At 40.4% G+C, this 17,848-nt stretch carries 19 protein-coding genes; all 19 read right to left on the bottom strand.

Annotated elements, in window-relative coordinates:
• Positions 1 to 3: 3 nt before the first annotated feature.
• The gene (locus ACN6MY_RS13195; RefSeq protein WP_419880603.1) at positions 4 to 507 is read right to left on the bottom strand and encodes a hypothetical protein; all 504 of its coding nucleotides are present in this window, start codon (positions 505 to 507) and stop codon (positions 4 to 6) included.
• 589 nt (positions 508 to 1,096) lie between these two features.
• Positions 1,097 to 1,681: a hypothetical protein gene (locus ACN6MY_RS13200; RefSeq protein ID WP_419880604.1), complete on the bottom strand. Its 585-nt coding sequence runs from the start codon at positions 1,679 to 1,681 to the stop codon at positions 1,097 to 1,099.
• Between the two features lie 1,159 nt (positions 1,682 to 2,840).
• Entirely contained in the window at positions 2,841 to 4,286 is a 1,446-nt protein-coding gene (locus ACN6MY_RS13205) for a DEAD/DEAH box helicase (RefSeq protein WP_419880605.1), read from the bottom strand.
• 191 nt (positions 4,287 to 4,477) lie between these two features.
• On the bottom strand, positions 4,478 to 4,816 hold the full coding sequence (locus tag ACN6MY_RS13210) for a hypothetical protein (protein WP_071350926.1): 339 nt from the start codon (positions 4,814 to 4,816) through the stop codon (positions 4,478 to 4,480).
• Between the two features lie 178 nt (positions 4,817 to 4,994).
• Complete coding sequence (locus ACN6MY_RS13215; protein ID WP_419880606.1) at positions 4,995 to 5,474, bottom strand: hypothetical protein; 480 nt, start codon at positions 5,472 to 5,474, stop codon at positions 4,995 to 4,997.
• Positions 5,475 to 5,661: 187 nt separating this feature from the next.
• Positions 5,662 to 5,934 (bottom strand): DUF1292 domain-containing protein, encoded by a 273-nt coding sequence (locus ACN6MY_RS13220; RefSeq protein ID WP_071350924.1) that lies wholly within the window; start codon positions 5,932 to 5,934, stop codon positions 5,662 to 5,664.
• 118 nt (positions 5,935 to 6,052) lie between these two features.
• Positions 6,053 to 6,928 (bottom strand): thermonuclease family protein, encoded by an 876-nt coding sequence (locus ACN6MY_RS13225; RefSeq protein ID WP_419880607.1) that lies wholly within the window; start codon positions 6,926 to 6,928, stop codon positions 6,053 to 6,055.
• A gap of 81 nt (positions 6,929 to 7,009) precedes the next feature.
• Entirely contained in the window at positions 7,010 to 7,738 is a 729-nt protein-coding gene (locus ACN6MY_RS13230; protein ID WP_419880608.1) for a 2-phosphosulfolactate phosphatase, read from the bottom strand.
• A gap of 24 nt (positions 7,739 to 7,762) precedes the next feature.
• The gene (locus tag ACN6MY_RS13235; RefSeq protein WP_419880609.1) at positions 7,763 to 8,821 is read right to left on the bottom strand and encodes a phosphotransferase family protein; all 1,059 of its coding nucleotides are present in this window, start codon (positions 8,819 to 8,821) and stop codon (positions 7,763 to 7,765) included.
• Positions 8,822 to 8,882: 61 nt separating this feature from the next.
• On the bottom strand, positions 8,883 to 9,449 hold the full coding sequence (locus ACN6MY_RS13240) for a TetR/AcrR family transcriptional regulator (RefSeq protein WP_419880610.1): 567 nt from the start codon (positions 9,447 to 9,449) through the stop codon (positions 8,883 to 8,885).
• A gap of 132 nt (positions 9,450 to 9,581) precedes the next feature.
• A complete protein-coding gene (locus tag ACN6MY_RS13245) occupies positions 9,582 to 10,355 on the bottom strand; it encodes an SDR family oxidoreductase (RefSeq protein ID WP_419880611.1) in 774 nt (257 codons plus the stop codon).
• Positions 10,356 to 10,395: 40 nt separating this feature from the next.
• A complete protein-coding gene (locus tag ACN6MY_RS13250; RefSeq protein ID WP_419880612.1) occupies positions 10,396 to 11,595 on the bottom strand; it encodes an acyl-CoA dehydrogenase family protein in 1,200 nt (399 codons plus the stop codon).
• A 106-nt stretch (positions 11,596 to 11,701) separates the two neighbouring features.
• Complete coding sequence (locus tag ACN6MY_RS13255) at positions 11,702 to 12,103, bottom strand: MaoC/PaaZ C-terminal domain-containing protein (RefSeq protein WP_419880613.1); 402 nt, start codon at positions 12,101 to 12,103, stop codon at positions 11,702 to 11,704.
• Positions 12,100 to 12,549: a MaoC family dehydratase N-terminal domain-containing protein gene (locus ACN6MY_RS13260; RefSeq protein WP_419880614.1), complete on the bottom strand. Its 450-nt coding sequence runs from the start codon at positions 12,547 to 12,549 to the stop codon at positions 12,100 to 12,102. The genes ACN6MY_RS13255 and ACN6MY_RS13260 overlap by 4 nt, the downstream gene beginning before the upstream one ends.
• Before the next feature lie 24 nt (positions 12,550 to 12,573).
• Positions 12,574 to 13,338, bottom strand: a complete 765-nt coding sequence (fabG, locus tag ACN6MY_RS13265; protein ID WP_419884167.1) for a 3-oxoacyl-ACP reductase FabG — start codon at positions 13,336 to 13,338, stop codon at positions 12,574 to 12,576.
• A 57-nt stretch (positions 13,339 to 13,395) separates the two neighbouring features.
• On the bottom strand, positions 13,396 to 14,571 hold the full coding sequence (locus ACN6MY_RS13270; protein WP_419880615.1) for an acyl-CoA dehydrogenase family protein: 1,176 nt from the start codon (positions 14,569 to 14,571) through the stop codon (positions 13,396 to 13,398).
• Positions 14,572 to 14,876: 305 nt separating this feature from the next.
• Positions 14,877 to 16,088 (bottom strand): hypothetical protein, encoded by a 1,212-nt coding sequence (locus ACN6MY_RS13275; RefSeq protein WP_419880616.1) that lies wholly within the window; start codon positions 16,086 to 16,088, stop codon positions 14,877 to 14,879.
• A gap of 17 nt (positions 16,089 to 16,105) precedes the next feature.
• A complete protein-coding gene (locus ACN6MY_RS13280) occupies positions 16,106 to 16,459 on the bottom strand; it encodes a hypothetical protein (protein WP_419880617.1) in 354 nt (117 codons plus the stop codon).
• Positions 16,456 to 17,658, bottom strand: a complete 1,203-nt coding sequence (locus ACN6MY_RS13285) for a glycosyltransferase family 4 protein (RefSeq protein ID WP_419880618.1) — start codon at positions 17,656 to 17,658, stop codon at positions 16,456 to 16,458. The genes ACN6MY_RS13280 and ACN6MY_RS13285 overlap by 4 nt, the downstream gene beginning before the upstream one ends.
• Positions 17,659 to 17,848 lie beyond the last annotated feature (190 nt).

Here is a 17,848-nt window from a genome sequence, read left to right on the forward strand (position 1 = left end):
CTCTCAGTCTCTATATAATAATAGAGCCCTTATGATGGCGCGAGCTTCCATTCCTAATTCATCGTTAAAATAATCAATGGTAGAATCAAAATCCCCAATTTTTTCAACAACATCTAACAATAATTTATGAAAGCCTGATTGGGTTACTTCTAGTCCAAAAACCTCTCTAGTTAGTGTTCCAATATTTTCTCCAAAAGTTTCGATTTCAGGTCTTTCTATAGATACTTCCCTGTTACGTCTATTAATTATTAATACACAACTTTTCGGTACTTCTTGGAGTGCGCCAATAGCATCCCCTAAAGTGCATCTGCCTGAACAATGACTCGTAGAAACAAACACACTCTGCCAAATAGGCTTTTCTTTATTCATTTTTTTATGGACTTTTGAATGTTCATGAATGTGTCCATCTTTGTGTGAATGTCTAACTTTGACTCTGCCGATGCTCCAATATGCCCAAATACCATTAGGTCCAAGATAAAGCCCATTTATAACCCAAACAATATTCATGATTTTCATAGGCTAAGGATTTATAAGAATATCTCCCAAATTGATTAATGCTGATATAATTCCAATCACTACACAAATATTAGCAATAATAATTAGTAAGCTCATAATTACCCTCCTAAAATACCTATTAATTATACGGTACCCTCCTACGGTAAATGAACACATTATAATATCCTTTCATGATTTTTTAGAGTTTGAAAATTTATCTCCTGGTCCTGATTAACATTTTATCTAAAACAAAAAGAAACCCATATTTGGCAGAAAGGTTTCTTCTCAAGTATTATTTAATTGCTTTGCTTACCTTAAGCTTATTGCCTTTAATTTTTGTATTCTCCATTGCATGCAGTACTAAAAATCCTTTTCCATTAAAGATAATTGCATATAACAGTATTAATGAGTGTCAGGCTTTTTATTTTCGGCTGCTGAAGCAGATATTCTTCGAGGTGAATCCTTCCCTGATACATCTGTCCTTCTTACCTGCACCCCATTCACTTTCAGAATTCGGCCTGATGGCCAGCTTATACTTGTGCTTAAAAATCCCTTGTTACATAAATTGTATCATTTTGTAACAAGTGTCTCGGTGATTTAGTTATTTGGTGAGTGCTTTCAGCTTATCCAAGGCTTGATTCAAGTACTCTTGTCCTTTGTTCATATGGATTGTAAACGCTTCTATAAGAGACGTATCCATTTTGCTGAAGGCTTTTAAATAGTTATCATTGGCGAACTGATACTCATCCATGCTAAGAAAGAGCTTGTCCTGAACATCTTGGGTAATGGACGGAGACTTGGCCAAACGAATATTCTGTATAAGCTGTTCCATATTCTTATGGTTCGTCTCAGCTGTCGTCTTCCAGGCTTCCGTTTTCGTGATAGAAGGATTTTCTATGGCGTTCTTGTTTAACTCTGCAAGAGTGGATAAGTTATCCGCGAGGCCTTTCAAATTCTTACTTAAAGAAGCGGTGTACGTCTTAAATTTTTCTTTTTCATCAGGATCAGTAAGACCAGGGATATTTTCATCCTTAGATGCGTCATTGGCAGATTTCTTTTTTACCTTTTCCGTTGTGTCAGTCTCTTTCTTTGTCTCTGTCGAAGAAGCATCCGAGCCTGCACCTGAACAAGCCGTAAAAACAGATACCATTAAAACGGCAAGGAAAATCATGCTAATCTTTTTCATGTCGTTCCTCCTGTAAATAAGTATCGCAAGGAGCGTATGGTAAGTCTCCTGTCCAGAGGTGAATGTGACAGGGGCTAAGCTGCCCGTGGAAGGGTCTGCCCTCATTAGGCTTTTCATTAACAGCAGGGTATGTGTTCACATGCCGCTGAGATTAATGGTTTATTCCAATATACGCATATTCACATGACCGCATCAATAACGCGGCGCATGTCAGGATGCAAACTTCCCTATTCACCTGCAGACCGCCTTTAGTTAACCTGCTGCTACATGCGCGTGTGACTATCGTGCATTCACGAAAACGGAACGGGTATCGTCGGCTCAGACGGTTTTTGCTATTCCTATGGGGTTACCAAACATCCAAGCCACCCAGCGTTCCAAGGCATTCTGACATAGGATTCTGCTCAGAATCCCCCTATGATATTATAGTATTTGATTTAACGGCCTGTAGGGTGGTGTTATGAATTACCATCAATCGAAAAGATGAGAAACCACGGGAGAAGGATGCAAGGTTTTTCCATAATTATACAACAAGTTTACTGATATGGCGATTTTGAATGTTCTGATTAACTAGTTTATGTTAATTTTAATCTGCAAGTATATGTAAAGAGTATATATCTTCTGCCATTGCACTGGGATATCACACTTTATTAACGCCTATGATGACTAAAGTAAAAATAGATTTGCTCCAAATAGAAGGAAAAACAACTTGATATAGGTGGCAGCTTTCTTCTCGGCTTAACCAACCAATGCAGGATTTTATGAGTGATGAAACCTGGTTCACATAATAATGCTGGCTGTCTTAATAGCTGCAGGGAGAGGGACTTTTAAAACTTTTTGAAGGAGGAGAAATTCTAGAGGAAATTGGTATATCGGCATTTATTATCCTATATTTCTTAAAGGAACCGGATCGCTCCCAATAATTAATAACTTCCTCTTATAAAAGCCAGTTCCCTTACGTGAATTGGCTTCTTTTTTATACCTTAGGTGCTTTTTTTATTGTAGAATCATGCAGTAAATCCATAAAGAGCCTTATCTTATTAAATTAATCCATCAAAGTATTTCGTTAATGATTCGTCCTGGTTATTTAATTTGATAAATTCATGCTGCTGTAAAAAAACGGACGGCAGCTCTATCACCCCGCTGCCGTCCGTTTCCTCTTTTATTTAATTGCTTTGCTGACCTTCAGCTTCTTGCCTTTAATGGTAGTGTTCTCCATTGCCTGAAGGACCAAAGATCCTTTTCCATTAAGGATATCTACATATGACAATGTATCCTGAACAGTAATGATTCCAATATCGTCTGCAGTGACTCCAGGGATTTTTGCAATCGTTCCTACAAAATCGACAGCACGGATTTTTTTCTTTTTTCCGCCGTTGAAATGCAGTTTGGTGATATCCTGATTGATACGTGCTGTTTTATTATTTCTTACAACACGGCGCCCGCTGATTTTTTCTTCAAAAGCCGCTCTGCTTCTTTCAACTTCTCCTGTAGCTGGGGCCTCTTTAACATTCAGGTGGAAGCCGATGTATCTTTCAATGGATTTTACGAACTTTTCTTCATATGATGTTGCAAACGTAATCGCTTTTCCTTTCTTGCCGGCACGTCCGGTTCTTCCGGTGCGATGTACATAGCTTTCCTTTTCCATAGGAACATCAAAGTTAATGACAAGAGTGACATTATCGATATCAATACCTCTTGCGGCTACATCTGTTGCTATAAGATAGCGGAAATTCCCCATTTTGAAACCATCCATCACAGCAAACCTGTCTTCTTGCTCCAGTCCTCCATGAAGTCTTTCACATGAATATCCGGCTTCTTCCAATTCAGCATAAACTTTATCCACGTTTGCTTTTGTACTGCAAAAGATGATGCAGCTTTCAGGATTTTCAACCACAGTTACATCTTTAAGCAAAGCAATTTTATGATGCTCTTTCGTCTGAATTAAAACATGTTCGATTGTATCGGTTGTAATCCCAGCCGCTTCAATTTCAACATTAACAGGATCCTTCATATATTTATGGCAAAGATTTTCAACGTCCTTAGGCAATGTAGCGGAAAATACCATCGTCACTCTATTTGAAGGAAGCTTTTCGATAATCGCTTCTACTTCATCAATAAACCCCATATTTAGCATTTCATCGGCTTCATCAATAACCAGATACCTGATTTGGCTTAAATCCAATGTTCCTCTTTCGATATGGTCCATTGCACGTCCTGGTGTGCCGACGACAATATGTGTTTTTTGTTTCAGTTCTTCTTTTTGTTTAGCGAAAGGTTCTTTTCCGTAAACTGCCATAGACTTAATGCGTTTGAATCTGCCGATATTCGTGATATCATCCCGGACCTGGACAGCAAGCTCTCTTGTTGGAGTCAAAATAAGTGCCTGTGGCTTCTTTTCTTCCCAAATGACGTTTTCGCAGACAGGAATCGCGTAGGCCGCTGTCTTGCCGCTTCCTGTCTGGGATTTTACAACAAGATCCTTGTTATTCAATGCATCTGGTATTACTTCACCTTGAACCTCTGTAGGCTGTTCATACTTTAATACAGTCAAAGCTCTTTTAATTTCGTCACTTAAATGATAATCCGCAAAATTTCTTTCATTCATGTAAAAACCTCGTTTTTTTATATTATCGGACTTATATGTAGTATTTTCTCAATGAAATAACATATGCAAAATCTGACTATGCTCCATTATACTTGAAATCGGTGCTAAAAGGGCGATTTACGGGCAGTGCTTCAAATGGAATATTCAAAAGATGAAAAAAAAGCCGCAGCCGCAAGCTCTTTAAAAAGCCTTTACTGAGCTGGGGCATACGGTTTATGTTCATCTCTGCCATTGATTTTATCGATTTTATCGACAAACATCTGAAACACTTTCTTTTTTTCTTCCAGATCTTTTATGGTATCTTTCAATTGGTTCACTTTTGTTTCAAAAGGCTTATGATACAGCTCTTTTATATTTCGGATGATTTCGTCGTTGATTGTTGACTGGACCACCTGCTTAGTGATATTAAACTTATAGGAGTACACCTGCAGCTCGCGTTTGACTTCTTCATACTCTATTTCAATCTCATTTAATAGATTGCTTATTTCTTCTTTCCATTCTTCCAGTGATTTTTTCACATGCGATTCCATGTTCCATCTCCCTAACTGAATCATTATGTACATATTGATAAACTTCCATTCCTAAAATATTATCAATACTTCGTTGCAGTTTCTTTTCTGCAGGGTTACATAATAAATACATTTTATTAAGAAGCTATAACAGGAACAATGACTTTTGCATGGAACTAGTATGTATACCAGGTTAATCTTATAAAATCTTTGAGTGCTGTTTATATTCTTTATAAGAGTAAAGAAAAAGCTTTCGCTCGATCCTGCCCTTTTCACCGATGAATTTGTACCAATTTTGTCCAATGTAAAAAGGATTTGTCAGCATCTTTTCAACAATGTTGCATAAAACCGTTTCAGCTTCTGATTCTTCGATTTTTGACCTGCAGGATAATGCCAGTACAAAATAAGGCTTATCACTGTCAAACTCCAGTGACTGAAGATGGAATAAATCCTTATGATTGCGGTTAAATTCCTCAAGTACTTTTTCAAGGCTGTTATTTGCGTCTATTTCATATCTTTCAGCCTCCGACCAGCTTGCAATGAGAGAATCATTAAGCGTTAAAGTCAGAATATAAAAGGCTTCAAAATCTTTTGGGTCAAATGTTCCCTGCTTGCTGCTGTTTGGCTCTTCGGGTAAAACGATATAGTCTTTATAATCCGCAAAAAAATCCCCATCCATTTTTTCCCCATCCTTCTTTAGGCATACTGCCCTATTAGCGTGATATCATAGGCATTAAAATTAGGTTCTATTTCAAATATATTGAATTTTCGAAGAAATATAAAGAGAAATTTTCCAGATACCCAAATGAAATTAATTCCAGCAGTTAAAACAAAAGAGAAGGGATCTATACCTTCTCTAAATGTTTTCAGTCTTCCTGATCGGCCATAACTTCATCAAATGCCGCTGATACTTTTTCAAATTCCTCATCGCTTTCGATCGATGTCAAATTTCCATCTCTGCCGACTCTAAGAAAAAATACATCAATATCCTCATTTGAAACTTCCTGAATATCTTCCACAAGGGAAACAGCGGCATATTCTGTACCAGTAATATTGATTGTTCCCAGGACTTCAACATCCTGTTTCCCGCCATTTTCATCCTCGACCTGCAGCACCTTGCCTGTTTCTATTTGTTCCATTTTTCTTTCTCCTTTCCATACAGCGAAAATTGTTCATCTACTGTATAGATTCCCATACTAGTGTATTTTCAATCCTTATAAACAAAATGGCCGGAGTAAACCATATTGAACATTGCAATTACTGCTGTGATTTTCTGAATCCTGCTTTAACCGCTTCATTTTCCGTGCAGAACATTTTTTCGGGTTTTGTTGCATTGTAAAAATGCTGTCCGGGCAAATGATAAATCCTTGTGCCGCTCGAACTGATATTTCCTTTAATATCACATGCCCTGTTCAATGAATGATCCACTGAAGGTTTAGAGTTTTGATGTGCAGCACGGCTGGTTCCTTTTTTGTCAAGGGCAGTTTCTGCAGCATTTGTGTCAAACCCTTTATCTGTAGCATAGTTCTCTAAGGACCAAATTCCAGCTCTCTTTTGCTGTGCTTTCTTTTGGATTGCATAAAACTGGCCGGTATATTTCGTGTTTGGCGGATAAATATAGGCTACACGAGCAAGACCTTTCTCTAAAAGAGTTTCGTTAAACATTTTACCGTCCGTGTAAATATAGCCAAGCAATCGGCCGTACTTGTCCCTGCCCATATTGATGCCCGGCTCTATTTCTATCTTTCGGCCAGAGTAAAGAATTTTCTTCGTGAATTGTGCTGCCTCTAGTCCAAAAGGCTGTACGCCAAGGCGCGGATGATGCGTTTCAGGTGTATCGACGCATAGCATTCTGACCGTTTCCACTCTTCCGTTAAGTTTAATTTTTACAGTGTCTCCGTCAATAGCTCTTACTATCGCAGCAGGAAGCCTGCCTTTTTTAGTGTGTTCCTGCACTTCAGCAGTTTTTTTGGAGTTTGCCGGCGCATTAGTTTCGGGAGGGGCAACGCTTGATTTTTGTTCCTGCTGGGAAGGTTCTGATCTGGAACCCTGGTATTCAGTGCCGGAGCAGCCGCTCAGCAGCAGTGCAGATAATGTTCCTGCAGTGAATAATAAATTGAAAGTCTTTATCATCGTGATAACTCTCCTTTGTTATAATAAGGCCAAAACAGAGTTATCATAGCATTTTATAGAGATTTTAAACAGAGGATCTTGTCATGGCAGGCAAAAACTATTGTCCTTTAACAGAGGAACAGACTGAAAAATGTTCTTAGAAGCTGTAAATTCAATTTCTTCCTCAAAATCCATTTCCGACAGCATCCGGCCCACTCTTGATTCTTTTAATATGATGCCAGCTTTATTACTGTTTCCGCAATAAAAGAGATATGCCGCTCTTGCAGCATCGGTAAGATCCCACTTCTTTATATCTTTCTCAAGCAGACAGTCAATGAAGTGTCCGGCTCCAAAAAAATCCTCGATGTTGAATTCTCCGGATGACCCTGAGCATATCAGCAGGATTGTTTCATTTTCGTGAAGCTTTAGAATATGATCAGCAACTGCCTGGCTGTTCATCAGCGATGCGGCATAAACGCTTTTTGCTGAAGAAGAATTCCTGATTGCTACAGTTCCGTTCGTTGTGGATAAAATGACGGTCTTGCCCATCACCGCTCCCTTAAGAGACATTAGATTTGGCGATAGAAACCCATCGATGGTCTTGCCATCGTACTCCCCTGAAAGGATATAGCTGTCATTCGCCCTTCCTGCCCCTTCTTTCCTTGCTTCATCACCATTTTGGACAGGAATGACTTCAGCTGCCCCGAATGTGAGTGCAGCAGTTATCGTTGATGTAGCTAACAGGATATCAAATACAACAGCAATTTTATCTTCCATGTTTTTTTCCTTGTCTATTTCTTCTTTTTTGAGCAAAAGATGTATTTTGGCCATAAACTGCGCTCCTCATCCCATTGTTTATATCCTATTTGAGGACACATGGCAGGCATGCTGAATGAGTGTCTTAACAAATACGTTTAAATTAGCAAAGCGCACATCCAGTGTCTGGCCTTTCTTCCAGCGGAAATAAATTTGCTGGCAAATAACGGCAAGCTTGAAGTAAGCGAAAGTTAAGTAGAAGTTCATATCAGAAACATCTCTTCCTGTTTTTTTGCTATAAGCCTTGATAAATTCATCTCTGCTCAAAAATCCAGGTTGTGCGGTTATTGGCATATCTCCCAGTCCCTTCTTCAAAAGAGGGGGATCATCATGCTGAATCCAATAGCTCATCGCAGCACCAAGGTCAGCCAGCGGATCGCCGACTGTGGCCATTTCCCAGTCAAAAAGACCGATCATTTCCGTAAGATCTTCATTAAACATGGCATTATTCAGTTTATAATCATAATGTATGACAACCGGCTCCTGTGAAATAGGGATGTGGCTGGCCAGCCAGTCCATAAGCTGAAGTGCGCCTGGAATTTCGTCCGTGGCGGCACGGTGATAGCGGCTGATCCAGCCATGTACCTGTCGTTCAAGGAAACCATCCGGCTTTGTCATCTCTGGAAGCTTGGTGCGTTTATAATTAATAGAGTGTAAAGATCCAAGCGAATCTACCATGGCCCTTGATATAAAACGGCACAGTTCAGGCGTTGCCGCTGAATTGTCAGGGAAACCTGTGTCAAGCACTACTCCATGCTTTCTTTCCATAATAAAAAAAGGATATCCCAGTAAGCTTGGGTCTGCGAATAGAAAAGGCTTTGGGGCAGCGGGGAAATGAGGCTGTATTTCTTTTAATATATGATATTCTCTTTCTACATCATGGGCCTTTGGCGCCAAATGTCCGAGAGGCGGCCTGCGCAGAACTCCCTCCCAGTCTCCCGCTTTCAGGGAATATGTTAAATTGGAACGGCCTACATTGAACTGCTCGATAACCAAAGGGCTATCGGGTAAATCCTTTAAAGAACTCTTTAAGTAGTCTTCCAATTTTGCACTATCCAGTTCTTCGCCTTTTTTGACAGGGATGACATCTGAAGTCATGGCTACAGCTCCTTTGCATGTAATACTAAGAAATTCTTTCATTATGCCGGTAACACAGCAGTCAGCTTCTTTTAATTCCTTTCAAAATTATGCCTGTGTAGACATCGGCTAGTTCTTCTTCGCTCAGTTCACCTTCTGGGTTGAACCAGTTATAGCTCCAATTCGTGATGCCTAAAATTCCGAATGTAAGCATGTCTGCCCTGTATTCATCCGAAAATTCCCCTGATGATATGCCCTGTTCAATCAGTTTTTGGTAATTTTCACGAAAAACATTGCGTTTATGTTTGATTTGCTTCATATGCTCATCACTTAAATGACGCATTTCCCTGAAAAATATCCGTGCACTTTTCTTTTGGGATTTGATATTTGAGATAACCATATAGATTATTTTGTGAAGTTTATCAGAACAGCTTAACCCGGGTTCATTAATAATCATTTCCTGCTCGATAATAAGATCATCAATATAGCCTAGATGAATATCCTTAAGAAGTTCCTGTTTGCTGCTGAAATAATAATAAAACGTTCCTTTTGTCACACCTATTTTTTCCACGATTTCCTGAATGGAAGTCTCCTTGAATCCCTGTCCATCGAAAAGGTGTATGCTTGCTTCAATAATTTTTTGCTTCATAAGCTATGATCCTCTCATGTTTTCTGCTGGTGCTGCGCGTAAGTTCCGATAGAGGCTCTTCCTTTTATATAGATTGCGGGAATTTATTAATATCTTTGCAGTTAGCTTCTTTAAAATTGAACTTCATAAAAGCTACATGGCATGTGATCCGCCATCAACGATCAATGTCTCTCCAGTTATAAAATCAGATGCAGAAGATGCAAGAAATAGTGCGGCACCTTTTAAATCGTGATTTGAGCCGAACTTGCGGAGGGGAGTGCCTGCCAATATGGCATTGCCGCCTTTTTCTATTAGAGCTGCAGACATTTTGGTAGGAAAGAATCCCGGTGCGATTGCATTGACATAAATACCCCTGGGACCCCATTTGACTGCAAGGTCTTTAGTAAATGCAATTACAGCTCCTTTGCTGGAACTGTAGCCGATAGCGTCCATGTACCGCGGGTCAGAGCCTTTTATTCCGGCTACAGAGGCGATATTGATGATTTTTCCGTATTTTTGCTGCAGCATTACTTTGCCAACAGCCTGAGACATAAGGAAGGTTCCCGTTACATTGACATTCATCACTTTTTCCCAGGCATCAAGAGGCATTTCCTCTGCAGGGGCCCCCCATGAAGCACCGCTATTATTGACTAATATGTCAATTGCCCCAAATTCGTCCAAGGTTCTGCCTATTACATGCTCAACATCTTCTGGATTGGTGACATCGCATTTAATAGCCATGGTGCGAATGCCGAGACTTTTTAATGACTGGCTGGCTTCAAGACAGGCTTCTTCTTTCCTGGAGCAAACCACTACATGTGCCCCCGCCTCAGCAAAGCCTTCTGCTATTTGGAGGCCGAGCCCTCTTCCTCCTCCTGTAACGATAGCTACCTTTCCTGACAGATCAAATAGTTCTCTCACGTGCATGCTCTCTTCCTCCTTTTCTTAAGAAAATCAAATAGCCTGTTTAGATGTGTTTTTTGAGCTCATAGCGTGCAATGGCTCTTTTGTGGACTTCATCTGGCCCATCTGCCAATCGCAGGGTCCGTATGTTGGCCCAGCTGGAAGCAAGGACATAATCATCGCTAACACCAGCGGCACCGTACGCCTGAATGGCCCGGTCGAGAACCTTCAATGCCATATTTGGCGCAGCAACCTTAATCATGGCTATTTCTGCTTTTGCTTCTTTATTGCCTACTGTATCCATCATATATGCCGCCTTCAATGTAAGAAGTCTGGCTTGTTCAATATCCATTCGCGATTCAGCAATCCATTCCTGGATCACTCCCTGATCTGAAAGGCGCTTTCCAAACGCCTGCCTATTAAGCACCCGTTTGCATAACTCTTCAAGAGCTCTTTCTGCAGCTCCTATCGTTCTCATACAATGATGGATCCTTCCAGGCCCAAGCCTTCCCTGTGCTATTGCAAACCCTTTTCCTTCTTCCCATATCATATTGGAAGCTGGCACACGCACATTGTCATATTGGATTTCAGCGTGACCATGCGGTGCATGGTCATAACCAAAAACAGACAGTGTCCGTTTAATTTTTACACCTTTTATTCCAAGAGGAACAAGAATCATTGACTGCTGTTCATATTTGGGGGCAGAAGGATTGGTTTTGCCCATTACGATGGCAATCTTGCAGCGCGGGTCACCGGCTCCTGATGACCACCATTTGGTTCCGTTAATCACGTACTCATCACCATCAAGGGTGATGCTTGCCTTGATATTTGCTGCATCGGATGAAGCTACATCAGGCTCTGTCATGGAAAAACAAGACCGGATTTCGCCGTACAATAATGGATTCAGCCAGCGCTCTTTTTGTTCTTCAGAACCATACCTGCTGAGAACCTCCATGTTTCCTGTATCTGGTGCAGCACAATTAAAGACCTCCGGAGCTATGCTTGAACGTCCCATAATTTCACAAAGTGGTGCATACTCCAGATTGGATAGTGAGGCGCCGCCATCTGGCAGAAAAAGATTCCAAAGGCCTTTTTCTTTTGCTTTTTCTTTCAGCTCTTCCATAATAGGGGGAATGGAAGAAAATCTGTTTTCCTTATCGATCTGATCATTGTAAAGTTTTTCATTAGGGTATATGTAATCGATCATGAATGTTTCAAGTCTTGCCTGATAGTCTTTTACTTTGCTGGAATACTCAAAATTCATATTGCCCCTCCTTTTATAGCGGAAGAGGATGAAGGCATCATCCTCCGCTAGTGTGTAACTTCAAAGATGCTTCCGCCTGATGACAGCGCTGTCATAATCTTCTAATTTAATATATTTGGTAAAAAACTTGGCCCTTGATAACTTCTTTGTCTGTTTGATTAACAGCTTCCACACTGAATTGCAGCATAGTATCTTTTTTATCCTTTAAAGAAGCCCTTAAGGTAATTACATCGTCAATAAATACCATTTCTCTGAACCTGATGCTATAATCCCTGATAAATCCCTCTTCATAGTAAGGTGTGAATAGCTTGGCCAAATTGCCCATTGACCACATGCCATGTGCGATAACACCCTGCAAGCCTGCCTTTTTTGCTTCTTCATCAATCGTATGGATCGGATTGTAGTCTCCTGAAGCACCGGCATATTTAATTAAATCAAGTCTTGAGACAGGGCCGAGCATAATTTCCTGAAGTGCTTCTCCTGTTTTTAATTCCGCAAGTTTCTTCATACCATCAAAACCTTTCTGACCGCTTCTGTTATGATCACAACCTGTTTTGATGAGAAAATGGTACTTCCTTCTTTGCTTTCACCAAAGCTCTCCAAAACCAAAAATCCCATTTCTCCATTAGATCCGTTTTTCTCATAATAGTCTTTTACTGTTGAATAACAGTAAATTTCTTCACCAGCCAGAAGGGGTCTTTCGTAATGATAGACCTGTTCACCGTGAATAAGGCCTTTGTTTGGCAAATGGATGCCTTCGATTTCCCCGTAGTCAAAGACTCGCGGAAAAGTGGGAGGAGCAATATTGGTTTTATATCTTGAACTTAATCCGGTATCTTCATCAAAATAGATAGGATGAAGATCTCCAATTGCTTCTGCAAATTTTTTGACAGCCCCGCTCTCTACAATGTTTTTAACTCTTTTGGATGATCGGCCGATACATTCTTTGAACAAGGCAAATGCACATCCCTCTATTTTTTAGTTTTTTGGGCCCCCTGCTACATAAAGCACCTGGCCATTGACAAAGGAAGATGCTTCATCAGCAAAAAATGCTACCGCATTTGCTATATCTGATGGCTTTCCGCTTCTGCCTGCAGGTATACTGCTTACGCTTGCTTCTATTAATTGTTCGAAGGTGATGCCGAGTCTGCTGGCGGTTTCTCTTGTCATTTCTGTTTCGATAAAGCCGGGTGCCACGGAATTGCAGGTAATTCCATACCTGCCCAGTTCAATGGCAAGGGTTTTAGTGAAACCCTGCAATCCGGCTTTGGCCGCTGCGTAATTGGCCTGTCCTCGATTCCCTAGGGCAGAAGTGGAGGAGATATTGATAATTCTTCCGTATTTTTGTTCAACCATATATTTTTGTGCTGATCGTGCAGCATTGAAAGAACCTTTCAAATGAACATCCATGACCAGCTGCCAATCAGAATCACTCATTTTGAAAAATAGATTGTCCCTGATCACCCCGGCATTATTGACAAGGATATCAATGGATCCCAATGTTTCATAAGCTTCCTTCATAGCCGATTCGACTTGCGTTGCATCTGTAACGTCTGCAGTTCTGGCATATACCCTAATTCCCTGTTTTTCTAATTCAACCGCTGTCTCGCTCAAGGCCGCTTCATCAAGGTCGATGAATGCAAGCTGTGCCCCTTCTTGTGCAAACAGCTGTAGAATACCCTTTCCAATTCCTCTGCTGCCTCCTGTAACAAAGGCAGTTTTCCCTTCGAATCTTCCTGGCATCATGTTTCCTCCTGTCTTTTTTTCTGTCAGATATTTAAGGCAAGGTTCGCCTTTTTTTCAGACATATTGTCCAACTTTTACATGCCCCTTTAATAGATTCCTTGAAATGATCATTCGCTGGATTTCATCTGTGCCATCATAAATTCTCCAAAGCCTTGCTTCCCGGTACCAGCGCTCGATCGGCAGTTCCCTTGTATACCCCATCCCTCCGTGTATCTGAAGCACGCGGTCAACAACTCTATTCCCCATATTAGCTCCATATAGTTTTGCCATGGAAGCCAGATGGCGGTTATCTTCTCCCTGATCCAGCGTGAATGCAGCATTAAGCACAAGCCATCTGGCTGCTTCAATTTCCACTGCTGAGTCAGCGATCTGCCATTGTATTGCTTGGCGATCAGCAATTGGCCTGCCGAATGTTTCGCGTTCTTTAGAGTAGTCTATTGCCATTTGAAGAAGCCTTTCAGCCGAACCTACTGCCCTAGCCCCGACGACCCATCTTGCAAAACCAATCCACTCCAGTCCAAGTTTGTATCCTCCGTGCACTTCACCAAGAATATTTTCTTCAGGCACTCGGACGTTGTCAAAAACCAATCCTGCCGGTCCCCATTCCCCCATGGTGTCAATGTATTCAGATTTCCAGCCCATATCCCTGTCAACAATAAAGCAGGTAACTCCCTCACGGCCAGTTTTTTCATGCATTTCTTTATCCGTAATAGCGATGGCCATGACGAAATCCGCTTCATTCCCGCCTGTTATGAATGTTTTTTCTCCATTCAGCACCCATGCGTTTCCATCTTTGACCGCAGTCATTTTAATGTTCCGGGTATCAGAGCCAGCACCTGGCTCAGTCATGGCAAAACAGGATTTCTTCTCGCCGTTTATTGTAGGGATCAAATATTTCTTTTTTTGCTCTTCATTTCCATAATAAAGAATATTATCTGCAGAGCCGCCAAACTGAAAGGGTACAAATGTTTTAGAAACTTCCATCAATACAATGGCAAGCATCATTTGCCCAATATCAGCTCCGCCGTATTCTTCAGGTGTATTAATGCCCCAGAAACCTGCTTCTTTGGCTTTTAACTGCAATTCCCTAAGCTGTGATTGATGAAGACCTGGTTTACCTTCTCTTTCATTTCTCAGAACTTGATTCTCTAGGGGAATCAGCTCTTTTTCAACGAATTTGCGGATTGTTTTTTGAACCATTCTTTGTTCATCGGATAAACGCAAATACATAAAGCCAGCTCCATTTCTTTATGGTTTTTAAATCCTTGTACAGTCAGCTTCTTCTTCCGGGTCCTAATGATTGTCGGTCCAGTAAACATGAAGCAGACATTTCCATACCTACCAGTTAGTATGTATGTTTCTATTCTATTTAGAATGTTCAGAAAATACAAGTAAAAAAGATTGCTGGACCCATCTTTCTAAGGACGTATCACAATCAAAAAAATCCGGCTCTATTATGGCTAGAGCCGGTGTTATCTATAACCTCAGATGTAATTCAGTCAGGGTTTTAGATAAATCACTTTTTTGCAATTCGGTCAGCAGTTAACGGCATTCTTGATATCCTTACTCCATAATAAGGGCTTAAGTTCCTTAAGGACTTCTTTGTAAGTGAATCTGCTGCTTGTCTCATACATGCGTTCAGCAGCAAATATATATTGTTCTCTGCTTGAAAATGCCTTTTCTATGGCATCGCGGAAATCCTTTTCTGTAACAGCATAAAACGGATAATCTTCACCAAAAAGCCTGAGGTGCATGCTTGTCGGATTCATGATCACTGCTTTTTTGCAGATGCCGTACTCCAAAAGCTTCGTGGATAATTCAAGACTCGTGTCCATCTCTTCGGTTCGCCAGGTGATTCCTACATCGCTCTGTATGATCAGCTGCTGTGCATCATACCTGGAAAGAGCTCCATGCCAGGTCAGGCCGTTTGTATGCTGAAGGAGATAGGCAGCTGATTTTTTGAAAAGAGGGTTGTTTTTATCATGTTTGAATTTGTCGCCGGCTACATCAAGAGTGAGTCCGGGAATCTTCCGCTTTGCTTCCTTGAAGCCTGTGATAATCTGCAGTGTTTTCCAGTCAGGATCGAATTTCCCTGTATAAACAAGCCTTTGCCCGGACATAATTGGATTTTGTCCAATTTCTGCATCAGGAATCATTGGTGATAGAATAGCTATCCTATTATTTTCTTTATGAAGCTTAAGCTTATTGATCGTATAATCCTTCATTTCTTTTGTCTGGCATAAAAAGTATGCACAATGATCGTACAATTTTTTAATCCGGCTATATTGCTCATCATTCATATGCTGGCTTTTATGAGTCAGCCCTGTTGCATATATGAAGGTGCGTTTCAGGATGTGGAGCTGTTTTATCAGTTTTTCCGCCGTTTCAAGGCTTCTTACAAAAAGCCAGTCATAGTGATATTTATACCAATAATGGGATATCAGAGATTCAGCAGAATCAAAGTCGATCATTTGATCATGAATCCATTTAGGACTTTTTGCAATAAAATACGGATCTTCATAGGGATTGATTATCCTGATATTTTGTTGTTCCATAAGGGGCTGTAGCAGGATATCTCTTACATGGGGGCGTGCCAGCAGCAGGTCCACTTCGATATTTGGATCCTGGGCAAGAACAGAGGCCAGGGAAGACATAAATACTGCTGAACCGTCCATTGAATTCATATTGATAAAACCAAATAAAAGGATTCTCATTTTTTTCTTTTCCATTAAGATACGCTGTTTCAATGTTTACCCTCCCTTTATTATCTGCGGTGCATGACTTTGTCTTTGATAACCGATTTTAATGCAAGATATTTGAACGTGATTTTCCCGAAAAATGTAACCTTAAATTTATGTTCCAGCAGCTTCAGTTTTCTAAGCTCTTTTGAGAGGGATTGATTTTCCTGCTTCAGGATTTTTCTTTCTTTATCAATCTTTTTGTATTTATCCAGCTGCTGCATCAGCCTGCCGTTTTCTTTCCTGTTCAGTGCTGCATGAATTTTGTATTCTTCTTCTTTTCGCTCCATGGTATCGAGTGCCATTTTCATCATTTCCTTCATTTGCAGCTCCAATTCTATATATCTTTCATTCCAATAAAGATTGTTATCTTGTTTCACGCAGTCACCAGCTTTCCAGTTGTAAGGATCTCCAGCTCTTTTTTAATAACAGTTTCTTTAGAGCATTTCAGCCTGATGGAATGAGCTGTTTTCTTCGACAATCTTGCAAAAAGCTCAGGGTTAAAATAAAGCCGCTCCAATGCATCAGCAAGATCTTCAAAATCTTCAGGATGGGTTAGGAGCCCTGACACATCATGCTCTACAAACTCCGGTATAGCTGATATATTTGTTGATACGGGAACCAGTCCGCTCGACATGGCCTCACACATGGAAACACCTTGTGAATCTAAACGGGTCGGGCACAAAAAAACGCCATGCTCTTTATGCAATTGGGCAATTTGATCCTGCGGCAAAAAGCCTCGATGGATAGTTACATTTTCAAAAGATCTTAAGGGGGCAACTGTTTCATCAAACCATTTTCCATCTCCATAAAATGAAAATTCCAGCTGCGTGAAATAAGGCTTCTTAGAAAGTGCCAAAATAGCACGTACAGCCAGGTCATTGGCATATTTCCGGGAAACATAGGGCCGGATAGACAGGATTTTTTTTCTTATTTCCACCGGCTTCTCCTCATATTCAAAAAGATGGTCATCAATGACATTGGGTATGATGACTGCGTTCTTTGAAATTGCTCTTGCATCACATTCTGCTATATGCTCTTTGAACCATCTTGAAACATGCACAAATGTTATATCTAATTCATTCGTTTGATAAAGCCAATTCATAAAAGAAAGCTGCTCATGGTAATATGTATCCGACATTTCAAGGATTTTTCTGAGACTGCCGGGGCTTTCCAGGAAATTAAACCACCTTCTGTGCCATGCTTCTGCTTCAAATCCATGTATCCATACTACAATCGGGAGTCCCTGATTCACTTCTTTAATTGCTTGAATCATGCTTGGATTCACAAAATGAATTAAGCATTTCATGTGGGCTTTATAGCTTAATAGAATTCTTAAGTCTGCTTCAGTGCCCCGATAGACAGTTACACCTTGATACATATAAATTTCTGCTTTGGAAAATGAAGGATGAAGGACAAAGACCTCTATATTCCTGCCTTCTTCCATATATGAGAGTACCCTTCGATGGATGAATCCATTTCGATATAGCTGGTCTTGATGAGGATAAGCGTTTGTAATAACCAAAAATCTCTCTTTATCGGGATAAGCAAGTTCACTCATGTTTATGAATTTCTGCAAATTATTCACTCCCAGCTTCAATTTAACAGGACTGACCTGCAACAGCTTCATGCTAACAAACTGTTGTAAGGACAATTTAACAAGTTTGCATGAGATATGTATATTTTGTATGAGTTTTCTGTAAATCTATATAAATAGCTTATACTATCTTTCAGAAAACAAAAAAGAAGCACTTCTAAGAAGCACTCCT

The organism is Peribacillus sp. B-H-3 (assembly GCF_048572925.1).
In the GTDB taxonomy this organism is placed as follows: domain Bacteria; phylum Bacillota; class Bacilli; order Bacillales; family DSM-1321; genus Peribacillus.

Excerpts from the sequence above, each read along its gene's own strand:
- ACN6MY_RS13195 (WP_419880603.1), bottom strand. The coding sequence starts at position 507 with ATGAATATTGTTTGGGTTATAAATGGGCTTTATCTTGGACCTAATGGT.
- ACN6MY_RS13200 (WP_419880604.1), bottom strand. The coding sequence starts at position 1,681 with ATGAAAAAGATTAGCATGATTTTCCTTGCCGTTTTAATGGTATCTGTT.
- ACN6MY_RS13205 (WP_419880605.1), bottom strand. The coding sequence starts at position 4,286 with ATGAATGAAAGAAATTTTGCGGATTATCATTTAAGTGACGAAATTAAA.
- ACN6MY_RS13210 (WP_071350926.1), bottom strand. The coding sequence starts at position 4,816 with ATGGAATCGCATGTGAAAAAATCACTGGAAGAATGGAAAGAAGAAATA.
- ACN6MY_RS13215 (WP_419880606.1), bottom strand. The coding sequence starts at position 5,474 with ATGGATGGGGATTTTTTTGCGGATTATAAAGACTATATCGTTTTACCC.
- ACN6MY_RS13220 (WP_071350924.1), bottom strand. The coding sequence starts at position 5,934 with ATGGAACAAATAGAAACAGGCAAGGTGCTGCAGGTCGAGGATGAAAAT.
- ACN6MY_RS13225 (WP_419880607.1), bottom strand. The coding sequence starts at position 6,928 with ATGATAAAGACTTTCAATTTATTATTCACTGCAGGAACATTATCTGCA.
- ACN6MY_RS13230 (WP_419880608.1), bottom strand. The coding sequence starts at position 7,738 with ATGGCCAAAATACATCTTTTGCTCAAAAAAGAAGAAATAGACAAGGAA.
- ACN6MY_RS13235 (WP_419880609.1), bottom strand. The coding sequence starts at position 8,821 with ATGACTTCAGATGTCATCCCTGTCAAAAAAGGCGAAGAACTGGATAGT.
- ACN6MY_RS13240 (WP_419880610.1), bottom strand. The coding sequence starts at position 9,449 with ATGAAGCAAAAAATTATTGAAGCAAGCATACACCTTTTCGATGGACAG.
- ACN6MY_RS13245 (WP_419880611.1), bottom strand. The coding sequence starts at position 10,355 with ATGCACGTGAGAGAACTATTTGATCTGTCAGGAAAGGTAGCTATCGTT.
- ACN6MY_RS13250 (WP_419880612.1), bottom strand. The coding sequence starts at position 11,595 with ATGAATTTTGAGTATTCCAGCAAAGTAAAAGACTATCAGGCAAGACTT.
- ACN6MY_RS13255 (WP_419880613.1), bottom strand. The coding sequence starts at position 12,103 with ATGAAGAAACTTGCGGAATTAAAAACAGGAGAAGCACTTCAGGAAATT.
- fabG (WP_419884167.1), bottom strand. The coding sequence starts at position 13,338 with ATGCCAGGAAGATTCGAAGGGAAAACTGCCTTTGTTACAGGAGGCAGC.
- ACN6MY_RS13270 (WP_419880615.1), bottom strand. The coding sequence starts at position 14,571 with ATGTATTTGCGTTTATCCGATGAACAAAGAATGGTTCAAAAAACAATC.